Below are 20,775 nucleotides of genomic sequence, written 5' to 3' on the forward strand. Positions count from 1 at the left end.
CGCATCCTTTGCACGGAGTCCGCAGTGAGCACCGCCAGTCCCACCCATCCCGCCCACCTCACCACCCTGTACAGCGAGCACCACGGCTGGCTGTTTGCCTGGCTGCGCGGCAAGCTGGGCAACCGGGCCGACGCGGCCGACCTGGCACAAGACACTTTCCTGCGCCTGCTGGGCAAGCGCGAGGTGACGCCGCTGGCGCCCCTGCGCGAACCGCGCGGCTACCTGGCGACCATCGCGCGCGGCCTGCTGATCGACCGCTACCGGCGCCAGGCGCTGGAACAGGCCTACCTGGAAGCGCTGGCGCAGCAGGCCGAGCCGACGGCGATGTGCGCCGAAACGCACGCCATCATCATCGAAACGCTGCTCGCCATCGACCGCCTGCTCGACAGCCTGGGCACGCGCACGCGGGCCATCTTCCTGCTGGCGCAGATCGAGGAACTGAGCTATGTGGAGATCAGCCAGCGCCTCGGCGTCTCGCTGCCGACCGTGAAAAAGCACCTGGTGCGCGCCTACACGGAATGCCTGATGCTGGCGACCGCCTGATGTTCAGCCCTTCTTCCGCCCGCCCCATCGCCCGCAAGGTGCTGGCCGCAGCCGCCCACTGGCATGTGGAAATCAAGTGCGGCAGCGCCGACCCGGCCGCCCTGCAAGCCTGGCGCGATGCCAGCGCCGAGCACGAACGGGCCTGGGACCTGCTGCGGCGCATGGATGGCCAGCTGGGCGCGATCCCGCCAACGCTGGCGATGCCGGCCCTGCAGGCCGCGCAGCAGCGCCGGCGCGCGGCGGCCAAGATCCTCGCCATGCTGGTGGCGACGGGCGGCGGCATCATGCTGGGCCAGGCGGGCTTGCAGTCCGCGCCATGGCAGGCATGGTCGGCGGCGCTGCGCACGGCGCCGGGCCGGCGCCGCCACGTGACGCTGGCCGACGGCGGCAGCATGGACATGAACACGGACAGCGCCGCCGACGTGGACTACAGCGCCGCGCATCGCCGCATCCGCCTGCACCACGGTGAAATCATGCTGGCGACAAAACCCGACCCGCGCCCCTTCCTGGTCGACACCGCGCATGGCGTGATCCGCGCGCTGGGCACGCGCTTTGGCGTGCGCTGCGACGACAGTGGCAGCACCGTCAGCGTGTTCGAACACGCGGTGGAAGTGCGCTGCGCCGGGCGCCCTGACGCCGTGCAGCGCCTGGAAGCGGGCCAGCAGCTCAGCTTTGCTGCCGGCGGCGCCGATGCAGTGCAAGCCGTGCCGGCGCACCAGGACAGCTGGCTGCGCGGCATGCTGGTGGCCGCCGACTGGCCGCTGCAAAAACTGGTCAACGAACTGGCGCGCTACCGGCGCGGGCGGCTCGCGTGCGACGCCGCCGTGGCGGGGCGCCCCGTCACGGGCACCTACCGCCTCGACGATATCGACGCCGTGCTGGAAAGCCTGTGCGCCTCGCACGGACTGCAGGTAACGTACTTCACGCGCTACTGGGCCACGGTATCGGCCCGGCGGGCATAAATATTTGCGTTTTTTTTGCGTCAGGGGTTGGTGTTTCGGCGCGCTGCTTCGGCTTCATGGATAAGTAGCCAATTCATTAGCCGATTCATACGCCAATTCCTATCCCTCTGAGCAGAAAGACCGAGCATGCAGCTGACCACCCCCGTTCTCCATCCCGCCGCGCGCGCCATCCGCCTGGCCGTTCTCGCCATGGCTTGCGCCGCCCCCGCCGCCTTCCTCGCCGCTCCCGCGCTGGCGCAAGGCCAGGCCGCCGCCCCGCAAGCCCAAGCCTATGCCGTGCCGGCCGGTCCGCTGGCCACGGCATTGAATGACTTTGCCGTCGCCGCCGGCGTCAGCCTGTCGACCGATCCCGCGCAGACGCGGGGCCTGCGCTCGCCCGGCGTGCACGGCAGCGTTGGCGTGGCCCAGGGCTTTGCCCAGGTACTGGCCGGCAGCGGCCTGGAAGCGGTGCAGCTGCCGAACGGCGCCTATGTGCTGCGCCAGGCGGCCACGTCCTCCGCATCGGCAGCCGGCACGGAAAAGACCATGGCGCCCGTGACGGTCAGCGCCAGCATGGAACGCGATCCGGTCAGTGAGCACAGCAACTCGTACGCGGCGCGCGCCGTCACCGTCGGCAAGGGCGTGCAGACCCTGCACGAAATTCCCCAGTCCGTCAGCGTCGTCACGCGCCAGAAGATGGACGACCAGAACCTCAACACCATCGACGCCGTGCTGGCCAACACCACCGGCATCACCATGTACGACAGCCCGATGGGCGGGCGCTATGTGTATTCGCGCGGCTTCATGGTGGAAACGTACCAGTTCGACGGCGTCAACCGCGCCATGTACTACCCGCAGGCGAACAGCTTCACCAGCAATACGGCCATGCTGGACCGGGTGGAAATCGTGCGCGGCGCCACGGGCCTGCTGCAGGGCACGGGCTCGCCCGGCGCGGCCATCAACATGGTGCGCAAGCGCCCGCTGGCGGAAAAGCAGGTGCAGCTGGCGCTGGGCGCGGGCCGCTGGAACGATGTGCGCGGCGAGGTGGACGTCACCGGCCCCTTGAACGAAGCGGGCAGCATCCGTGGCCGCGCCGTGGCCGCGCACGAGCAGCGCGATTACTTTTATGACGTGGCCGACAGCCGCACGGACGTGCTGTATGGCGTGCTGGAATTCGACCTGGCGCCGGGCAGCAAGCTGACGACGGGCGCCAGCTACGAAAAACTGCACGCGACGCCGTTCTTTTCCGGCATGCCGCGCTACCGCGATGGCAGCGACCCGCACCTGCCCCGCTCCACCTTCCTGGGCGCCGACTGGAACCGCTGGAATAGCAAGCAGACGGCCGTCTTCGCCGAATTCGAGCACCGCTTCGACGCCGACTGGCTGTTCAAGGCCAGCGCCAACTACACGCGCGAACGGCATGACGTGAAATACATGTTCAGCCAGGGCGCGATCGATCCCGCCACCCTGGCCGGCATGATGATGTACGGCGGCGTGTTCGACTACGGCAGCACCAACAAGGGCATCGACCTGTCGCTCGATGGCAAGTTCAACGCCTTCGGCCGGCGCCACGGCTTCAGCGCCGGCATCAGCACGAACCGCCTGGAAAGCGACAGCGATTACAGCCTGGCCCTGCTGCAGCAGCCGAACAACCCGCTGCAGCCGAACCACGGCGTGGCCGAACCCAGCGACGCCTGGTTCCGTGCAAACAGCTACCGCGGCGATCCCAGCGTGACGAGCATGACGCAGACGGGCGCCTACGGCGTGGCCCGTTTCAGCGTCAGCGATCCGCTCACCGTGGTGGCCGGCGCGCGCGTGTCGAACTACAAGTCGAGCAGCGTGTACCGCGACACGGGCGAAGTGTATATCGACCCCTACCGCGAAAACGGCGTCGTCACGCCGTATGGCGGCGTGATCTACGCATTCGACCCGCGCTGGTCCGGCTATGCCAGCATCTCCGACATCTTCCAGCCGCAGAACCAGCGCACGGCCGATGGCGCCCTGCTCGACCCGCTCAAGGGCCGCAACCTGGAAGTGGGCGTGAAAGGCGAACTGTTCGACGGCAAGGTGAATACCTCGCTGGCGCTGTTTCGCATCGAGCAGCGCAACCGCGCGGAACTCGACCTGGTGAATACCTGCTCGTCCGGCACGGAATGCTATTTCTCGACGGGCAAGGTGCGCAGCGAAGGCCTCGATGCGGAAATCAGCGGCGAAGTGGCGCAGGGCTGGCAGCTGTTCGCCGGCTACACGCTGAATAACTTCAAGTATCTGGAGCAGACCTCGAGCGCAGGCGTGATGTTTGCCAGCACCTACTCGCCGCGCCACATGCTGCGCGCGTGGAGCGACTACCGCCTGCCCGGCGCCTTGCAGAAGTGGAGCGTGGGCGGCGGCGTGAATTTCCAGACGGAGAGCTCGCGCGTGACGCAGGCCATCACGGTGGCGCAAGGCGCGTACGCGCTGTGGAGCGCGCGCGCCGCCTACCAGATCGACCGCAACTGGACGGCCTCGCTGTCCGTGACGAACTTGCTCGACAAGCGCTACTACCAGACGGTGGGCGCGCCGGCCTGGGGCAATTTCTATGGCGAGCCGCGCAAGGCGCAACTGACCTTGCGCGCGCGTTTCTAAGGATCGCTCAGGTGGCCGGGCGCAGGGGCGCCTGCGGCAACGGGATGAATTCCGTCTCGCCCGGCACCTGCCCCATGCGCTGGGCGCTCCAGTCGTCGGCCGCCTGCGCCAGGCGCTCCTTGCTCGACGAGACGAAGTTCCAGAACAGGTAGCGGTGGCCATCCAGCGGCTCGCCGCCGATCACCACGAACTGCACCGGGCCGCTGCCTGCCGTCACCACTGGCACGGCGCCCGCTTGCACGGCGCCCGCCTCGATCAAGGCCATGGTGTGCGGCGCCAGCGCCTCGCCATCGACCAGCACCTCACCGCTGACCGGATAGATCGCCGCCTCCGCCGGCAAGCCTTCCAGGCGCAGCTCCCTGCCTGGCTCCAGCGCCACGTCCAGGTACAGCGTCTGCATATAGGCGCGCACGGGCGAGGTCTGGCCAAACGCCGTGCCAATCAGGACTTTGACCACGGCGCCATCGAGCGGCACGACGGGAATGTCGGCCTGCGGCGTGTGCGTGAAGCTCGGTTCATCTTCCTCGTGCGCCTTCGGCAGCGCCGCCCACAGCTGCAAGCCGTGCGTGCGGTGCGGCTGGCCCGCCAGGTCGTGCGGCGTGCGCTCCGAATGCACGATGCCGCGCCCGGCCGTCATCCAGTTGATGGCGCCCGGTTCGATGCGCTGGTACGAGCCGATGCTGTCGCGGTGGTCGATGGCGCCCTCGAACAGATAGGTGACGGTGGCCAGGCCGATATGCGGATGCGGGCGCACGTCGTGGTTGGCGTCGGGCGCCACGTCGATGGGACCGAAATGGTCGAAGAAAATGAAGGGGCCGACGGCCTGTTTCACGGCGGACGGCAGCAGGCGCCGCACGACGAAGCCGCCGCCCAGGTCCTTCTCGTGGCTTTTCAGGATGGCCGAGCTCATGCCAGCACCGTCGTCACTTCGGTCGTCACCGCCGTCATCAGTTTATGCAGCGGGCACTTGCCGGCGGCGGCCAGCAATTCCTCGCGCTGCGCGTCCGTCAGGTCGCCCGTCAGGTGCAGGGTGGCGGCCAGGCGGTACACGCCCTTGCGCTCCTCGCTGGCATCGCGCTCGGTCGACACCTCCACGTGTTCGAGCGGGATGCCTTTGTGTTTGGCGTACCAGACGACGGTGAGCGCCTTGCAGGCCGACAGGGCCGCATCGTACAGGTCGTGCGGCGAAGGACCGGAATCGCCGCCCCCTTCGGCCACCGAGGCGTCGGCGGAAATGATGTGATCGCGTACGTGCACGATGTGGCGCATGGGCTGCGACTGGTCGCGGATGGCTGTGATGATCATGGCGTTCCTTGGTGCGTTTGGAAAGCCACAATTTACACCGTTTGCCCGCTTTGCGCAGCCCGCCCCCGGCTATCCGCTCATTTGATGCGGAACAGCGCGTCGACCGTCTGCGCCATCTTGATGCTGGTGACCATCAGCATGTCGTCGGGATTTTGCCGCTCGCGGCTATTGGCACGCTGGTAGCGGTCAGATGGCACCAGGCCCACCGCATTGCCCAGGTTTTTCAGCTGCTCCGACGAAATGCCGGCCACGGCCCCGACGCGCTTGCCGAAGCCGCGCGCCATGGCGTCGGCCTTGCGCTGCGCGTCCTTGACGGCTTCGCCCATCAGCTCTTCTTCCAGGCGCACGCGCTGCGTGGCGCCGAAGGTGACGGCAAACGCATCCAGATTGGGCATCTGCAGCAGCGGACGCACGACGGCCGGCCATTTCGACAGATCGGCCACGTTGATATGCACGCTCGCCTTGATCAGGTACTGCGGGCTGGCGGGGTCCTGCTCGGCGCCCTTGCGGATTTCCTTGCGCACGTCGCGCACCTCGATGCCGGCCGCCGCATCCGGCAAGCCCTGCTCCGCCAGCAGCGCCTTGACCTCCGCGATGCGCGCGTGCACGAGCGCGGTGGCCGCCGCCGGCGCCGGATCGAAGGCGCTGACTTCGAAATCAATCTCGCCCAGGTCCGGCATGATGAAGCTGTACGCCGTCCCCGTCGCGTGGATGAAAGGATAGCCGGGCAAGTCGCCTGCCAGGGCAGGCATGGGCAGGCAGACGACCAGGATGGATAGCAGGCGCTGCATGAACACGGACGCTCCAGCACGATTGAAGTACATGGAGTATCCGCCAAGATGGCGGATATGACAACAAATCAATCGAGCGTGCGCGCCACCCGGAAGCCCACGATATCGTTGGACAGCACGGTGGAAAAACCGTTGCGCAGGGCCGAGCGCAGATAGCGCGGGTGGTACAGCCAGGAGCCGCCGCGCAGGATGCGCCGGCTGCTGTCGCTGCCGTCTTCCCAGGCGCTGCCGTCGACGGGCGCGCCTTCGTAATTGTCGTGCACCACGTCCTGCACCCATTCCCACACATTGCCATGCATGTCGAACAGGCCCCACGGGTTGGGCGCAAAGGTGCCCAGCGGGCTGGTGCCGCCCCGGTACACGCCGCGCGGGCCGCCGTTGTAGACATACAGGCCGTCGTAGTTGGCCTGCTCCGTGCTGATGATGTCGCCCACGTTGAAGGCCGTGCGCGTGCCGGCGCGGCAGGCGTATTCCCATTCCGCCTCGCTGGGCAGGCGGTAGTGGCGGCCCGTGCGCTGGCCCATCCAGGCCAGGTAAAGCTGGGCGTCGTTCCAGCTCACGCCCACCACCGGGTGCTCGTCATTCTGCACGAAGCCGGGGTTATCCCAATCCGTTTCCGCGCCGCCCGCTTCCCATCCCGTCGCTTTCACGAAGGCGCGCCATTCGCCCACGCTGACGGGATGCCGCGCCAGGGCGAACGGACGCTCGATGCCGACCCAGTGCTGCGGCTTTTCGCGGTCCAGCCAGGTCTGCTGCGAACCGGCTTGCAGGGCGGCCTTGTGCTCCAGCTCGTGCGCGCCCATCTGGAAACGGCCGCTGGGGATGAGCACCAGTTCCGGCCCCTGGCCCGAACCATCGAGATAGTCGTCGCGCAGGATACCTTCGGCATTCGCCACCGGCTCCGCGTGGTCGGGCGCCGGTACGGCCGCTGTCGCTGCCGGCGGCGCCTGCTGCTGCGCCTGCGCCGCGGCGGCGCGGCTGGCTTCTTCGCGGCGCGCCCTTTCCTGTTCGGCGCGGTACGCCGCTTCCGCCTTGGCGACGATGGCCTTGCGCTGCAATTCCTGGTGTTCCTGCAAGGCGGTGGCCGCATCGGCTTCGCGCCGCGCGCGCAGCTGGCCGCGCAGCGCTTCCTTGCGCAGCTTGCGCGCCTCTTCCGCCTCGAAATGGCGCTGCGCCTCCTGTTCGCGGCGCAGCTTGTCCTGCCGCTGCTTTTCCAGCGCGGCCGCCTGGATCTCGGCCTTGCGGCGCTGGTCCAGTTCTTCCTGGCGCTGGCGCGCCTGCCTGAGTTCTTCCTCGCGCGCCTGCTCGGCCGCCAGGGCCGCCTGTTTTTGCTGCTGCGCCAGGCGCGCCTGCTCCTGGCGGGCCTGTTCCGCCAGTTCTTCGGGCGACGGGCCGGCGGCACGCTCCAGCCCTTCGAGCAAGGCTTGCACGGATAGCGGCCGCAGTTCGGGCGTCAGCGAAAAGCCGTTTTGCAGCACTTGCCACTGCTGCGCATTGAGTCCCTGCGGCGCCGAGGGCAGATGGCTGGCGCTGCGCATATCGTCAAACGGCATGCGCCCTTCCAGCATCTGGTAGATCATCACGGCTACCGCGTACACGTCCAGGCGCGGGCTGGGCTGGCGCTGGTTGGCGCCCGCCTCGGGCGCGCGGTAGCCTTGCGTGCCGGCGTTCGGCATGTCCAGCGCCAGGCTGCTGTCGGCATTGCGCACGCGCGAGGCGATGCCGTAGTCGAGCAGCTTGACATCGCCCCTGGCCGTGAGGAAGACATTGCCCGGCTTGAGGTCGCGGTGCACCAGCTTGTGCTTTTCCCACGCATACGACAGCGCCTCGGCCACCGGATGCAGCAGCTCCTGCACGGTCGACAGCGGCAGCGCGCCCTGGCGCGCCAGGTAATGCTCCAGGTCTTCGCCGTCGAGGCATTCCATGATGATGAAATAGCTGGCCGTGGCCGGGTCCTGCGCCCACTCGTAGACGCGCACGATGTTTTCATGGGCCAGCTTGCGCGCCTGCGTGGCTTCCTCGATCAGCAGCTTGGCGTGCGTGGCGCTTTGCGTCAGCTGCGGCGGCAAAATCTTCAGCGCCACCATTTCGCTGCTGCCCAGTTCCGCGTGCGTGGCCAGGTCCGTGGCTTGCCACACCTGCCCCATGCCGCCCGTGCCGATCAGCCGTTCGAGCCGGTAGCGGCGGTTTTGCGGGCCGATTTCCTGGCCCGCCATGAAACCGAGTTCCGTTCCCTGGCGCGCGGGCAGCGGCGCTGGCGCGCCACCGGGCGGCGCGTACTCGGCGTCGAGGATGGCGTTCTTGCGGCTTTCGAATTCCTGCTCGCTGAGCAGCCCGTCGTCGTGAAGGGCGCGCAGTTCGCGCAGCTTGTCTCGTGCTTTTTGCATCATCTAGGGTGAAACACTTCCATCAAGGCTGCAGGGCGACGCCGCAGGCGGCGCAAAATTTGTCTTCCGGATGGCCCGCGCGCAGCGCATGGCCGTTCTTGCAGCGCGCCGGCGCGGCACCGGCAAATGCCGGCTGCAGCGCCTGCGCGACGGCCACGCCCACTTGCGCCTGCGCCGACAAGCCATGGCCGTGCGCCGCATTCTGCAGGTTGATCAGGTCGAGCTGCTGGCGCCGTTCGCGCTCCGCCTGGCCTTCCAGGTAGCTGCGTTCCTGCGCCACGCTGTCCTGCGCCAGGCGCAGCGCATCGAGCGGTGCCATGCTGTTCTCGGCCGCCGCCAGGGCCGCCAGCGCGTGGAGCTGCTCGGCGCTCATGCCGGCCTGCAGCTGCACCTTCAGTACCTGCGCCAGCACGGCCGCATTCGGCCCCTGCGCCATGGCCACCTTGCCCGTGTCGCTCAGGGAACCGATCTTCTCGATGCGGTCGATGTCGATGCGCGCCAGTTCGGCCGCATGCGCCTGCTGCGCCAGCAAGGCTTCGTATTCGCCCTTCCAGCGCGCGTAATCCGTTTCGCGCTGCTGCGCCATGGCCAGCAAGTCGCGCTGCCATTGCGCTTCCTGTTCCAGCTGGCGCAGCTGCTGGCGCTGTTCCTCGACGGCCAGCGCGTCGAGCTGCGCCAGGTGCGCCTGCTGCTGCAGCTGGCGCGCGTGCACGCCGTCGGCCTCGATGGTGCGCAGCAGCTTTTCCTGCTGCGCGATGGCGTCCTCGCGCGCACCGCCGCGCCGCAGCGCCGCGACTTTTTCGGCGATTTCCGCCGCCTGCACCTGGGCCGCTTCATCCTTGTGCGCCTCGGCGCGCAGCAGTTCGCGCTGGCGCGCCAGCTGCATCTGCTCTTCCCATTCCTGCACCCGTTCCGCCTCGCGCTTGCGCGCCGCATTCGCCAGCATCAGCCCCTGCCAGGCGGCCTTGTGCTGTTCCGCCTCCAGCTGCGCTTCGCGCTGCGCCGCGTCCATCTCGGCCTGGCGCAAGCGGGCCAGCTGGGCACGGCGGCCCGCCTCGTCGTCGATCAGCAGCGCGCTTTCGATTTGCTGCGCGATCGCCTGCAGGTGCACCTGGTGCGTGAAGCGCTGCTGCGCCATCTGGATCTGTTCGCGCCCGTTCAGCTGCGACAATTCCAGTTCGCTGCGCATCTTGATGGCGGCCAGCGCGCGCACGTGCTCCCAGTTGGCCGCTTCATCGGCGCGCTGCGCGCCCTTCTGCGCCAGTTCCTGTTCCAGCTCGCCCAGCGCCAGCGCGGCGCCATGGTCGAGCGCCTGGCGCCGCGACTTCGCTTCCAGGATGCGGCCATACAAATCGATCTGGCGCCCGCGCAGCGCTTGCAGGCGCTCCGCTTCCTGGTGCCCCAATTCGGCCTTTTCCAGCGTCGCCTCCTGCTGCAGTTCGGCGCGGCGGTGCGCATGGCGCGCCGCCAGCTCCTCGCGCCGGATGCGCTGCCATTCTTCCTCGTCATACAGCTGGTCGAGCTGCTTCATGCGCTCCAGGCTGTGCTGCTCCAGTTCCTGCGCCGGCAAGCCACCGAGCCACAGGGTGCCGATGCTGGCCGCCGCCTGCCCCTCGCCCGCGCGCTTGTCGTGCCGCAGGCTGAGGGTTTCCACGCGCGCCACGGCCAGGCCGCTGGGCGCCAGGCGCTGCGTCAGCGCCGATTGCAGGCGCTCGTTCAGCTGGGGACGCAGGTCGGCATTCGCATCCATCTCGCGCAGCGCGCGGCTGCCGATGAATTCCAGCGCGATCTGGCGCACGGAGGGCAGCAGCAAGGCGTGCAGGTGGGCGCGCGTGACGGCGCCCGGCGCGCGCATGAACTGGCGCGCGAAGGCGTCGGGCTGGCCCAGCGCGATGTCGACGCGCAGGGACGCGGCCACGCCGAGCAGTTCCGTGCTGGCCAGGTCGGGCAAGTCGAATTCCAGGCTCAGCGCATCGGCCCGCGCAATCAGCACTTCGGCCGGGCGCGCCGGCAGCAGGGCCGGCAGACGGGCAAAGAAGGCGGCACTGTCGTAGTCGCCAGCCGGTATCAAGGTGAAAGCGTCGGTCTGCACGATCCAGGCGCGCGACTCGGCCGGCACCTGCAGGCGGCGCGGCGCGCTGCCGAACAGCGAGGACAGTTCGCGCACGCCAAAGAACAGGGCCAGCTGGTCGTCGGCCAGGCGCCACTGGTTGGCATGCAGCACCGCGTCGCTGTCGGGCGCGCCCAGCGACAGGCCGCACCGGGCGCAATAGCCGGCCGCGGCGCCGTTCCGGTGCTCGCAACGGGGACAGCGGGCGCCGCCAAAACCAAACAATTGGAACATGTGTGACTCCTGATGATAATGATTGTGCACGCGACCGGGCCGCCATGCCGATTCTAGCAGGACAGCTGACGCAGCACTGGCAGCGCACAGCATGGGCACTGCATGGTGCAGCGTCAAATAATGCCACGCGGCAATTGCATTCATATGCCCGGATACAGGGCTATTTAGGCCTCAATTCCAAGGGTCGCCCTGCCGGCCCCGCGCGCAGGCATTTCAGCGCCGTTTTTTTGCAGGCCATCCCGCCAAAACCACGTCTGGTCGCAAGGGCATGGCGGCGCGATGCCCGCCTGGCTACAGTACATGCATACCCACCCGCCACCCGAAAGGAACGATCATGAAAACGCTGAAAAACATGGAAGCCATCTTCACCGTCGCCGTCGCCCTCGCCTGCGGCGCCAGCTATGTCAGCTTCATGCAGCCACACGCCGCGCAGGCCGGCAACGTGGCGAAGGCCGCCAGCATGCCCGTGGTGGTGGTCAGCGCCAAGCGCATGACGGAGCAGGAAAAGAAAATCTCGCTGATCGAGGAACGCCAGGCCCTGCTGGGCAACGCCACCGCCAGCACCCTGTGAGCCATGCATGCCGATTCCACGCCGCCTGGCGCCGGTTTGCATTGCGCCGCGCCAGGCCGCCATTTGTATCCGCCGCGGATACACAGCCACGCAGCATTGTGTCAATTGTAATAAGTTGAATCAAAGGCGATAACGCCGCCGGCAAGCGCCTATAGTCCATTTCACGCAATCACCGAAATGGAGCACACCATGAAACCCATCGCACTTTACGCAGCAGCCATGCTTGCCATCAGCACCGCAGCCTTCCTGCCCGCGCAAGCCATGGCGCAAAGCCCGGTCGGCGTCAGCATTGTCATCGGCAGCGCGCCGCCCCCACCACGCTTTGAAAGCGTGCCCGCACCGCGCAGCGGCTATGTCTGGGCGCCCGGCTACTGGAACTGGGACGGCCAGCACCACGTCTGGACGGGCGGCGAATGGCTGCGCGAACGCAACGGCAACCAGTACCGCCGCGCCGCCTGGATACAGGAGAACAACCGCTGGCGCCTGGACCGCGGCGGCTGGACGGCCGCGCAAATCCAGCCCGTGCGCTATGACGAGATCCGCATCGCCCCGCCGCCGCCGCGCCGCGAAGCCATCCCGCGCGCCCGCCACGGCTACATCTGGGCACCCGGCCACTGGGAATGGCGCAGCCAGCGCTACGCCTGGACCCCGGGCGTGTGGATCGCCGAACGCCCCGGCTATGTGTATGCGCCGCCCGCCTGGAACCAGCGCGATGGTCGCTGGCAGATGGAGCAAGGCCGCTGGTCGCGCGGCCCGAACGGCGACCGCGACCGCGACGGCATCCCGAACCGCTATGACCGCGACAATGGCAACCGCCACGACCGCGACGGCGACGGCATCCCCAACCGCGACGACCGCCGCCCCGACAATCCGCGCCGCAGTTAGCGACACCTGATCCAAGCTGCTGCGCGGCGCGCTGTGCGGCCGGCGATGCTCGCCGCACTGGCGGCCGGCTGCGCGTCCCGGCCACAAATCACTGCCGCCCGCGCCGGTTTGCTCAGGCGTCGTGCGCTTGCATGCACAGCGAGGCCACCCGGCGCGGTGGCCTTGTCATTTTCCCGACACATCCGTGTATTAACATCGCGCGACGATCAATCACACTGCGCGAGAAAGATTCACGATGGCGATGGAAAATGCCGGCTTTACCTACGGCTCGGATACCTCGGGCCTGGTCTGGGGCTTCCTGTTTGGCCGCGATGCGCAGCCGCTGGCGCTCGATTCGGGTGCCGCGCTGGCCTGGCTGGCGCCTGGCGCGGCGCACCCGGCGCACGAATTTGTCTGGCTGCATTTCAACCTGTCGCATGCGGCCAGCGAAAAGTGGCTGCTGGCGCATACCCAGCTGGCCGGCGAATTCTATGAAACGCTGCACCAGGGTTCGCGCTCGACGCGCATCGAGCAGGCGGAAAACACCCTGATCGCCGTGGTCAACGATGTGGTGCACAACTTCTCGTTCGAAGCGTCCGACATTTCCACCATGTGGGCCAGCGTGGCGCAAAACCTCGTCATCACGGCGCGCCGCGCGCCGCTGCAGTCGATCGAGCGCCTGCGCCAGGCCGTCATCAAGAACCACGAGCCGATCCGCTCGTCGGTGGAGCTGCTGATCCATTTGCTGCGCGACCAGGCCGACGTGCTGGTCAACATCGTGCGCGATGCCGTGGCCAGGGTCGACGATATCGAGGATCACTTGCTGGCCGGGCGCCTGGTGCCGAAACGCGAAGACCTGGGCGCCATGCGGCGCGTGCTGGTACGGCTGCAGCGCCTGCTCGCGCCGGAGCCGGCCGCCCTGTTCCGCCTGCTGCAGCGCCCGCCTTCGTGGGTCTCGGAGCTCGACAGCCTGGAACTGCGCCAGTCGACGGAGGAATTTTCCGTCGTGCTCAGCGACATGTCGTCCTTGCAGGAACGCATCAAATTGCTGCAGGAAGAGATCGCCGCCCGGGTCAACGAGGAAAACAGCCGCAGCCTGTTCGTGCTGACCATCGTCACGGTGCTGGCCTTGCCGATCAATATCATCGCCGGCATGCTGGGCATGAACGTGGGGGGCATTCCGCTGGCCCAGCATCCGCAGGGCTTCTGGATCATCGTCGCCATCATCGTCACGTTTACGGTCGTGGCCGGATGGCTGGTGGTGCGCGTGCAACGCAATAGTTCATGAACGCCGGCACGGCCTTGCGGGCGAACGGCAGGCGCCGTCCGCCGTCACTGCATCAGCGCTTAGCGGTGGTATTCACCGGCCCGTTCAGGCTGATAAACGATTTCCTCGATCTTCACCTTCACCACGCCGCCGGGCATGGGCCAGGCGATGCTGTCGCCCACGGACAGGCCCAGCAGCGCGCTGCCGACGGGCGCCAGCACGGAAATGCGGTCGGCCTGGCCTTCCACGTCCTTCGGATACACGAGCGTCAGGCAGAATTCATCCTTGTTTTCCACCGTGAAGCGCACGGTGGAATTCATCGTCACGACAGTCGGCGGGATCTCCTGCGGCTCGAGCACCTCGGCGCGGCCCAGCTCGTCGAGCAGGGCCGCCTTGTCCGGCGACAGATTATTTCCCAAGGCGTACAACAACGCTTCCAGTCGTTCCAGGTCTTGTGACGACAAAATAATTTTTGGTTTTTTTTCCAAGATATCCTCACTATTTTTATCATTAGGGCGGCGTCCGGCTTCGCTGGCGGCGAGTTACTTGCGCGCACAAGACAAAACAAACAGCATCAGAACGTCCATCATCTGCGGATTATGGACGAACTCGCGGAGCAAGGCCATAGCGTTCATACATTCTCTCTTAAAATTTATTAAAATCAATAACTTGCAATTTAATATTTATTCGCGGCATAAAAACAGGCACTGCGTGCACATTCACCCGGGAGGATACCGAGTTATTCCTGCCGGCATTGTATTTACCGCAGGCATGTCTTGAACAGGAAAAAACATGCCTGCAAAAAAAGGATTAGAATCAATCTGGATTATTATTATAAAGACATGCCCATATGCGGGACATGACGCCACCGTACTTCCCAGCAACAGTTGCCTTGTTGCTGGCCACATGCACTGACGCAGCAAGGGCAAGGCCGCGCCCGCTGTACTTTCTCGCTGCAAAATGACAATATGTCGGCCTTAACAACACGTTGAGAGTTCCGGCTCACTTCGGTTTTTCATCAGACTGGAACGTAAAGTATGGCAGGGCAAGGCGGCATCACACGGGGCGGCGGCAGGCGGGGCCGGCAAGGGAGGGCGTCATGATGGCGCCCTTGATACTGCCCTCCGCCCAGTTGCGCGGCGACAGGATTTCCAGGCTGAACTTGCTGGCGGCAGGCGCCATGCTGGCCGGCGCCAGCCTGCTGCTGGTGCTGTTCCAGTGGTTCACCTTGCAAGCGGCATTGCAGCGCGACTTGCGGATACAGTCCGCCATGCTGGCTCCCGCCGCCGCCCGCGCCCTGCGCCAGGGCGACCCTCTTGCGGCAGAACAGGTCCTCGCGCCCCTGGCGCTCGCACCGCACATCCGGCAAGCCCTGATCTACAGCCCCTACGGCGCGCCGTTTGCCCGCTACGCGCGCGGCGCCGATGCCGCTGCGGCGCCGGCCGCGCCGCGCGCCGGCCTGCACCTGGACTTGCTGGCTGGCAGCGCCAGCATGCTCACCGCGCTGCCGGGCGGCGGCGCCCTGCTGCTGCGCGCCAGCCTGGCGCCGCAATACCGCAGCCTGGCGCAGTTCGCCGCCTTCACCGTGCTGGTCAGCCTGTGCGCCTTCGGCCTGACGGCGCTGCTGGTGCGCCGCACGCGCATCGCCGCCCAGCATGCGGAAAACCATTTGCACTACCTGGCCCACGTCGATCCCGTCACCGAACTGCCGAACCGGCATGAGTTCAACGAAGCGCTGGCGTATGCGCTGGCGCGCGCCGATCGCCAGGACAGCAGCGTGGGCCTGCTGCTGCTGGACCTGGACAACTTTAAGGTCGTCAACGACACCCTGGGCCACCATTGCGGCGACCAGCTGCTCAAACTCGTCGCCGGGCGCCTGGTGGCCATCCTGCGCACCACCGACATCATCTGCCGCATCGGCGGCGACGAATTCGTCGTCATCGTCGAACCGGCCGACGACAGCTCGGAAATGGCCAGCGTGGCGCGCAAGATCCTCGCCGTGCTGGCCGAGCCCTTCGACCTCGAAGGCCACCAGCTGTATGTCAGCGCCAGCATCGGCGTGAGCCTGTATCCGTTCGACGCGCACGACGTGGCCACCCTCACGCGCAATGCCGACACGGCCATGTACCACGCCAAGCACCAGGGCAAGAACCGCTACGCCGTCTTCCAGGCCGAGATGGAACTGCGCGCCCAGCGCCGCCTGCGCATGGAAGCGAACCTGCGCCGCGCGCTGCACAACGAGGAACTGTATCTGCACTACCAGCCGCAGATCGACTTGCGCAGCGGCCGCATCGTCGGGGTGGAAGCGCTGGTCCGCTGGCATTGCCGCGAGATGGGGCAACTGAGTCCGGCCGAATTCATTCCCGTGGCCGAGGAAAGCGGCATCATCGTCGACCTGGGACGCTGGGTGCTGCAAAGCGCCTGCCGCCAGGCGGCCACCTGGTGCAAGGCGGGCTTGCTCGATTCGCTGGAACACGTGGCCGTCAACCTGTCCGCCTGCCAGGCGCGCGATCCTGGCCTGATGGACGACATCCGCGCCATCCTGCACGAAACGCAGCTGCCGCACGGCTTGCTGGAACTGGAAATCACGGAAGGCGTCCTGATGGACAATATCCACGCCAACGTGGAATTGATGCGGCGCCTGCAGGAAACGGGCATCCACCTGTCCATCGATGATTTCGGCACCGGCTATTCCTCGATGTCCTACCTGAAGCGCCTGCCCATCGACCAGCTGAAAATCGACCGCAGCTTCGTGCACGATTTGCCCGGCGAGGGCGAAGCCATCGTCACGGCCATCATCGCCATGGCGCACAGCCTGCATCTGAAAGTGGTGGCCGAAGGCGTGGAAACGCTGCAGCAAGTGGAGTTTTTGCGCAAAGCGGGCTGCGACAACGTGCAGGGCTTCTTCTTCGCCCGTCCGATGACGGCGGCGCAGCTGACGGCGCTGCTGCTGGAGCGGCGCGACTGGAGCACGCGCACGATCCTGCCGGCTTGAATTGCCGCCAACAAGGGTGTCGGATGACGGCCCTTGGCCTGATCCGACCTACGCCATCAACGGGCAGGTCGGGTTAGCGCAAAGCGCGTAAGCCGACGCCTGCCGATCTGAACAAGGGTGCCGGAGAAAATGCGCAGACGTAGGTCGGATTAGCGCAAGGCGCGTAATCCGACACCGCCAGCGCTAAATCAAGCCAGCTTGGCCGAATGCTCGCGCGTGGCGTGGAACTTCAGCTTCGGCCAGCGCTCTTCCGTCAGGCGCAGGTTCACGCCGGACGTCGCCAGGTAGGCCATGTTGCCGGCCGCATCGTAGGCCACGTTGTGGCCCAGCGCGTTTTCGAAGTCGTTCAGGATGCGCTTGTCGTCGCAGCTGACCCAGCGCGCGCTGCTGATGCTGGTGCCTTCGAACACGGCGTCGACGCCGTATTCGTTGAGCAAACGGCTGGCCACCACTTCGAACTGCAGCACGCCGACGGCGCCCAGGATCAGCTCACCGCCCTGCACCGGCTTGAAGACCTGCACCGCGCCCTCTTCGCCCAGCTGCTGCAAGCCCTTGTGCAGCTGCTTGATCTTCAGCGGGTTGCGGATGCGCACCGAGCGGAAGAAGTCCGGCGCGAAGTACGGGATGCCCGTAAACGTCAGCATCTCGCCTTCGGAAAAACTGTCGCCGATCTGCATGTTGCCATGGTTCGGCAAGCCGATGATGTCGCCCGCGTACGCTTCTTCCACCTGTTCGCGCGACGATGCCATGAAGGTCACCACGTTCGACACCTTGATCTCGCGCCCCAGGCGCAAGTGCTTGACCTTCATGCCGCGCTCGAAACGTCCCGAGCACACGCGCAAAAAGGCGATGCGGTCGCGGTGCGCCGGGTCCATGTTGGCCTGGATCTTGAAGACGAAGCCGGTGAATGGCTGCTCGGTCGGATCGACGGAACGCACGGTGGCATCGCGCTCGCGCGGCGCCGGCGCCCAGTCGACCAGCGCCGACAGGATCTCGCGCACGCCGAAGTTGTTGATGGCCGAACCGAAGAACACGGGCGTCTGCACGCCGGAGAGGAATTCCTCCAGGTTGAACGGATGCGAGGCGCCGTGCACCAGTTCCACTTCCATGCGCAGCTGGTCCATCTCCAGCGGGAACATCTCCTGCAGGCGCGGATTGTCGATGCCCTTGATGATCTCGAAGGCGCCATCGGCCTTTTCCTCGCCGGCCTTGAACAGCATGATCTCGTCGTTCAGCAGGTGGTACACGCCGCGGAAGTTTTTGCCCATGCCGATCGGCCAGGTGACGGGCGCGCACTGGATCTTCAGCACCGATTCGAGTTCGTCGAGCAGTTCCAGCGGATCGCGCGTCTCGCGGTCCATCTTGTTCATGAAAGTGACGATGGGCGTGTTGCGCATGCGGCAGACGGCCAGCAGCTTGATCGTCTGCGCTTCCACGCCCTTGGCCGCATCGATCACCATCAGCGCCGAATCGACGGCCGTCAGCACGCGGTAGGTATCTTCCGAGAAGTCCTGGTGGCCCGGGGTGTCGAGCAGGTTGACGACGTGGTCGCGGAATTCGAACTGCATCACCGAGGAAGCGACGGAAATGCCGCGCTGCTTCTCGATTTCCATCCAGTCCGACGTCGCGTGGCGGCCCGACTTGCGCGCCTTGACGGTACCGGCCATCTGGATCGCGCCCGAGAACAGCAGCAGTTTTTCCGTCAGGGTGGTTTTACCCGCATCCGGGTGGGAAATGATGCCGAAGGTGCGGCGGCGCTTGACTTCGCGCGCGATCACGGCCGGCGCCTTGCTGCCCGTAGCGGCGCTGGCGGTATCGGCGGCATTGTCCGCATTGTCGCTGGAATCGGGGGTAGTGATGTCGTTCTCGTTGGCCATATTGGTGACCATAATATGGCCCTCGCAAAAAACCCTCGATTTTACAGAAGGATCGGCCTTCCGTGTGAACTGCTTCACTCTGGCGGACGGCAAAATCGCCTTCTCTGTGCGCACTTCATCAAGGGGTCACAATCCGCAGGCAACATTGCACTGCAGAAATGTTGCCACCCTACCCTGGAAATCCGATGAAAATCCTCCTCACCCCCGCCATCCGCCTCATGCAGCGCTTGCGCCTGCTGCCCAAATTCATGCTTGTCTGCCTGGTGTTCCTGCTGCCGCTGGCGCTGGCGACCACCCTGCTGATCTCGGAACTGGGCAAGTCGCTGGCCCAGGCACAGGATGCCCAGCTGGGCGTGGCGTACGTGCGCCAGCTGCAGGAAGGCACGCGCCTGCTGCAGCAGCGCCGCGGCCTGGAACACCTGCGCCTGAGCGGCAAGGAGGGGATGGACAATGCGGCCCTGGCGCCACGCATCTCGGCCGCGCTGGCCGCCCTGACGCGCCTGCCGGCGGGCGCCGGGCTGCCCCAGGCGGCGGAATTGAACAAGCAATGGCAAGCCCTGCTGGGCCGCCAGGCGGGCATCACGGCGCGCGACAGCTATGCGGCGCACACGGCGCTGCTGCGCCAGGCGGGCAAGCTGGGCCAGCTGGTGGCCGACCGTTCGCACCTGAGCCTGGACCCGGACGCGGGCGCCAACCACCTGAGCGCCGTCTTCACCGCCACCCTGCCCGATTTGGCCGAGAGCCTGTCCGACATCGCCGGGCGCGGCGCCGCCTATATCGACACGGGCCTGTTCGAGGCGAATGAAGACCAGCTGGTCAACGCCAACGCCCTGATCGCGCGCCACGAACTGGAACGCCTGCCGGCCCGCTTCGAGGAAATCCTCGCCGCCAAGCCGACCCTGAAAGCCAGCCTGCAGCCAGCCTTGAAAGCCGTGCCGTCGGCCCTGGCCTTTCTGGAGCGCACGAAGAATGAAGTGACGAATTCCTACGACCAGACCTCGGGCGCGCAATTCCACGCGGCCGGCATGCAGGCCATCGACGCCCTGCACGCGCTCTCTGGCGCCTCCGCCAGCGCCCTCGATGGCTTGCTGGCGCAGCGCATCGCCCGCGACCAGGCGCGCCGCGCGCTGATCCTGGCCGCCATGCTGCTGGTCCTGCTGGCCGCCGCCTACCTGTGCGCCGGCTTCTATGCCGCCTTCGCGCGCGACGTCAAGCAGCTGCGCGTGGCCGTGGGCGCGGCGGCGGCGGGCGACCTGTCGCAGCGCATCACCTCGCAGGCGCACGACGAGATCGGCGACCTGGTGCGCGACTTTGGCGCCATGACGCATGGCCTGGCCACCCTGGTGCAGGAGATCCGCGGCGGCGCGGCCGTCATCGCGGCGGCCGGCGCCGACATCGCGCAGGGCAACCTGGCCCTGTCCGGCCACACGGCCACGCAATCGGAAGCGCTGGGAGCCACGGTGGATTCGATGCGCGAGCTGACGGCGACCGTGGGCCGCAACGAAGCCCACGTGGGACAGGGACGCACGCTGGTGGCGTCGGCGGCCGAAGTGGCCCTGCGCGGCGGCGCCACCGTCAGCGCCGTGGTCGAGACCATGGCCTCGATCAAGGCCAGCTCGCACAAGATCGTCGACATCATCGGCGTCATCAACGGCATCGCCTTCCAGACCAACATCCTGGCCCTGAACGCGGCCGTGGAAGCGGCCCGCGCGGGCGAGCAGGGACGCGGCTTTGCCGTGGTGGCGTCCGAGGTGCGCAGCCTGGCGCAGCGCTCCAGCGAGGCGGCGCAGCAGATCAAGCGCCTGATCGGCGATTCGGTGGCCACGGTGGACGCGGGCGGCGACCTGGTCAACGCGGCCGGCAGCACCATGCGGCAAGTCGTCGACGCGGTGCAGCAGGTGGCCGTGGTGATCGGGCGCATCAGCAGCGCCGGCGCCGAGCAGAATGGCGAGATCGCGCAAATCAACGCGGCGCTGGCGCAGATCGACGACATGACGCGGCAGAACGCGGGCCTGGTCGACGAAGCGCGCGCCGGCTCGCAGCGCTTGCACCAGGAAGGCGAAGCGCTGACGCAGGCCGTCAGCCGCTTCCGCCTGGGCGAGCACGACGATGCCGTCACGCGCCAGGCGCCGGCGCTGGCAGCCCGCGACGGCCTGCCCAGCGTGCGCCCGGCGGGCCTGTGGAGCGCGAATAAACCGCGCGTAATATCACAAAATCGCGGGGAACGGCGCAAGGCTTGACCGTCAAAAGTGTGCATGTAGGACA

The 20,775-nt window shown here is 66.8% G+C and carries 15 protein-coding genes; 8 read left to right on the plus strand and 7 right to left on the minus strand.

Translation table 11 applies throughout. The features are described from left to right. Nucleotides 1–24 precede the first annotated feature (24 nt). From ACZ92H_RS05810 to ACZ92H_RS05820, 3 genes are all read left to right on the plus strand, one after another. The gene (locus ACZ92H_RS05810; protein WP_465048657.1) at nt 25–543 is read left to right on the plus strand and encodes a sigma-70 family RNA polymerase sigma factor; all 519 of its coding nucleotides are present in this window, start codon (nt 25–27) and stop codon (nt 541–543) included. Continuing rightward, a complete protein-coding gene (locus ACZ92H_RS05815) occupies nt 543–1,505 on the plus strand; it encodes a FecR domain-containing protein (RefSeq protein WP_465048658.1) in 963 nt (320 codons plus the stop codon). The genes ACZ92H_RS05810 and ACZ92H_RS05815 overlap by 1 nt, the downstream gene beginning before the upstream one ends. A gap of 126 nt (nt 1,506–1,631) precedes the next feature. Next, a complete protein-coding gene (locus ACZ92H_RS05820; protein ID WP_465048659.1) occupies nt 1,632–4,109 on the plus strand; it encodes a TonB-dependent siderophore receptor in 2,478 nt (825 codons plus the stop codon). Nucleotides 4,110–4,116: 7 nt separating this feature from the next. Here the strand turns inward: ACZ92H_RS05820 and ACZ92H_RS05825 are convergent, their stop codons facing one another. The 5 genes from ACZ92H_RS05825 to ACZ92H_RS05845 all read right to left on the minus strand — a co-directional run bounded on the left by ACZ92H_RS05825 (nt 4,117) and on the right by ACZ92H_RS05845 (nt 10,936). Then, on the minus strand, nt 4,117–5,019 hold the full coding sequence (locus ACZ92H_RS05825; protein ID WP_465048660.1) for a pirin family protein: 903 nt from the start codon (nt 5,017–5,019) through the stop codon (nt 4,117–4,119). After that, complete coding sequence (locus ACZ92H_RS05830; RefSeq protein WP_465048661.1) at nt 5,016–5,414, minus strand: OsmC family protein; 399 nt, start codon at nt 5,412–5,414, stop codon at nt 5,016–5,018. Before ACZ92H_RS05830 ends, ACZ92H_RS05825 begins: the two co-directional genes overlap by 4 nt. Before the next feature lie 77 nt (nt 5,415–5,491). Continuing rightward, nucleotides 5,492–6,238, minus strand: a complete 747-nt coding sequence (locus ACZ92H_RS05835) for an SIMPL domain-containing protein (RefSeq protein ID WP_465048662.1) — start codon at nt 6,236–6,238, stop codon at nt 5,492–5,494. Between the two features lie 35 nt (nt 6,239–6,273). Beyond that, complete coding sequence (locus tag ACZ92H_RS05840; RefSeq protein WP_465048663.1) at nt 6,274–8,592, minus strand: bifunctional serine/threonine-protein kinase/formylglycine-generating enzyme family protein; 2,319 nt, start codon at nt 8,590–8,592, stop codon at nt 6,274–6,276. 22 nt (nt 8,593–8,614) lie between these two features. Continuing rightward, nucleotides 8,615–10,936 (minus strand): coiled-coil domain-containing protein, encoded by a 2,322-nt coding sequence (locus ACZ92H_RS05845; RefSeq protein WP_465048664.1) that lies wholly within the window; start codon nt 10,934–10,936, stop codon nt 8,615–8,617. 334 nt (nt 10,937–11,270) lie between these two features. On the opposite strand from ACZ92H_RS05845, the gene ACZ92H_RS05850 reads away from it, so the two are divergent. The 3 genes from ACZ92H_RS05850 to ACZ92H_RS05860 all read left to right on the plus strand — a co-directional run bounded on the left by ACZ92H_RS05850 (nt 11,271) and on the right by ACZ92H_RS05860 (nt 13,659). Next, complete coding sequence (locus ACZ92H_RS05850) at nt 11,271–11,507, plus strand: hypothetical protein (protein ID WP_465048665.1); 237 nt, start codon at nt 11,271–11,273, stop codon at nt 11,505–11,507. A gap of 189 nt (nt 11,508–11,696) precedes the next feature. Further along, nucleotides 11,697–12,392, plus strand: coding sequence for a YXWGXW repeat-containing protein (locus ACZ92H_RS05855; RefSeq protein ID WP_465048666.1), 696 nt, complete (start codon nt 11,697–11,699; stop codon nt 12,390–12,392). Nucleotides 12,393–12,627: 235 nt separating this feature from the next. Beyond that, nucleotides 12,628–13,659 (plus strand): transporter, encoded by a 1,032-nt coding sequence (locus ACZ92H_RS05860; protein ID WP_465048667.1) that lies wholly within the window; start codon nt 12,628–12,630, stop codon nt 13,657–13,659. 59 nt (nt 13,660–13,718) lie between these two features. Here ACZ92H_RS05860 and rnk read toward each other — a convergent pair whose 3' ends face one another. Beyond that, the gene (gene rnk / locus ACZ92H_RS05865; protein WP_131373114.1) at nt 13,719–14,126 is read right to left on the minus strand and encodes a nucleoside diphosphate kinase regulator; all 408 of its coding nucleotides are present in this window, start codon (nt 14,124–14,126) and stop codon (nt 13,719–13,721) included. 611 nt (nt 14,127–14,737) lie between these two features. Here rnk and ACZ92H_RS05870 point away from each other — a divergent pair. Beyond that, nucleotides 14,738–16,633 (plus strand): putative bifunctional diguanylate cyclase/phosphodiesterase, encoded by a 1,896-nt coding sequence (locus tag ACZ92H_RS05870; protein ID WP_465048668.1) that lies wholly within the window; start codon nt 14,738–14,740, stop codon nt 16,631–16,633. A 188-nt stretch (nt 16,634–16,821) separates the two neighbouring features. Here ACZ92H_RS05870 and ACZ92H_RS05875 read toward each other — a convergent pair whose 3' ends face one another. After that, entirely contained in the window at nt 16,822–18,510 is a 1,689-nt protein-coding gene (locus ACZ92H_RS05875; RefSeq protein WP_131373240.1) for a peptide chain release factor 3, read from the minus strand. Nucleotides 18,511–18,695: 185 nt separating this feature from the next. Between ACZ92H_RS05875 and ACZ92H_RS05880 the strand changes: the two genes are divergently transcribed. Next, nucleotides 18,696–20,750 (plus strand): methyl-accepting chemotaxis protein, encoded by a 2,055-nt coding sequence (locus ACZ92H_RS05880; protein WP_465048669.1) that lies wholly within the window; start codon nt 18,696–18,698, stop codon nt 20,748–20,750. Nucleotides 20,751–20,775 lie beyond the last annotated feature (25 nt).

This window comes from Janthinobacterium foliorum, assembly GCF_978021625.1.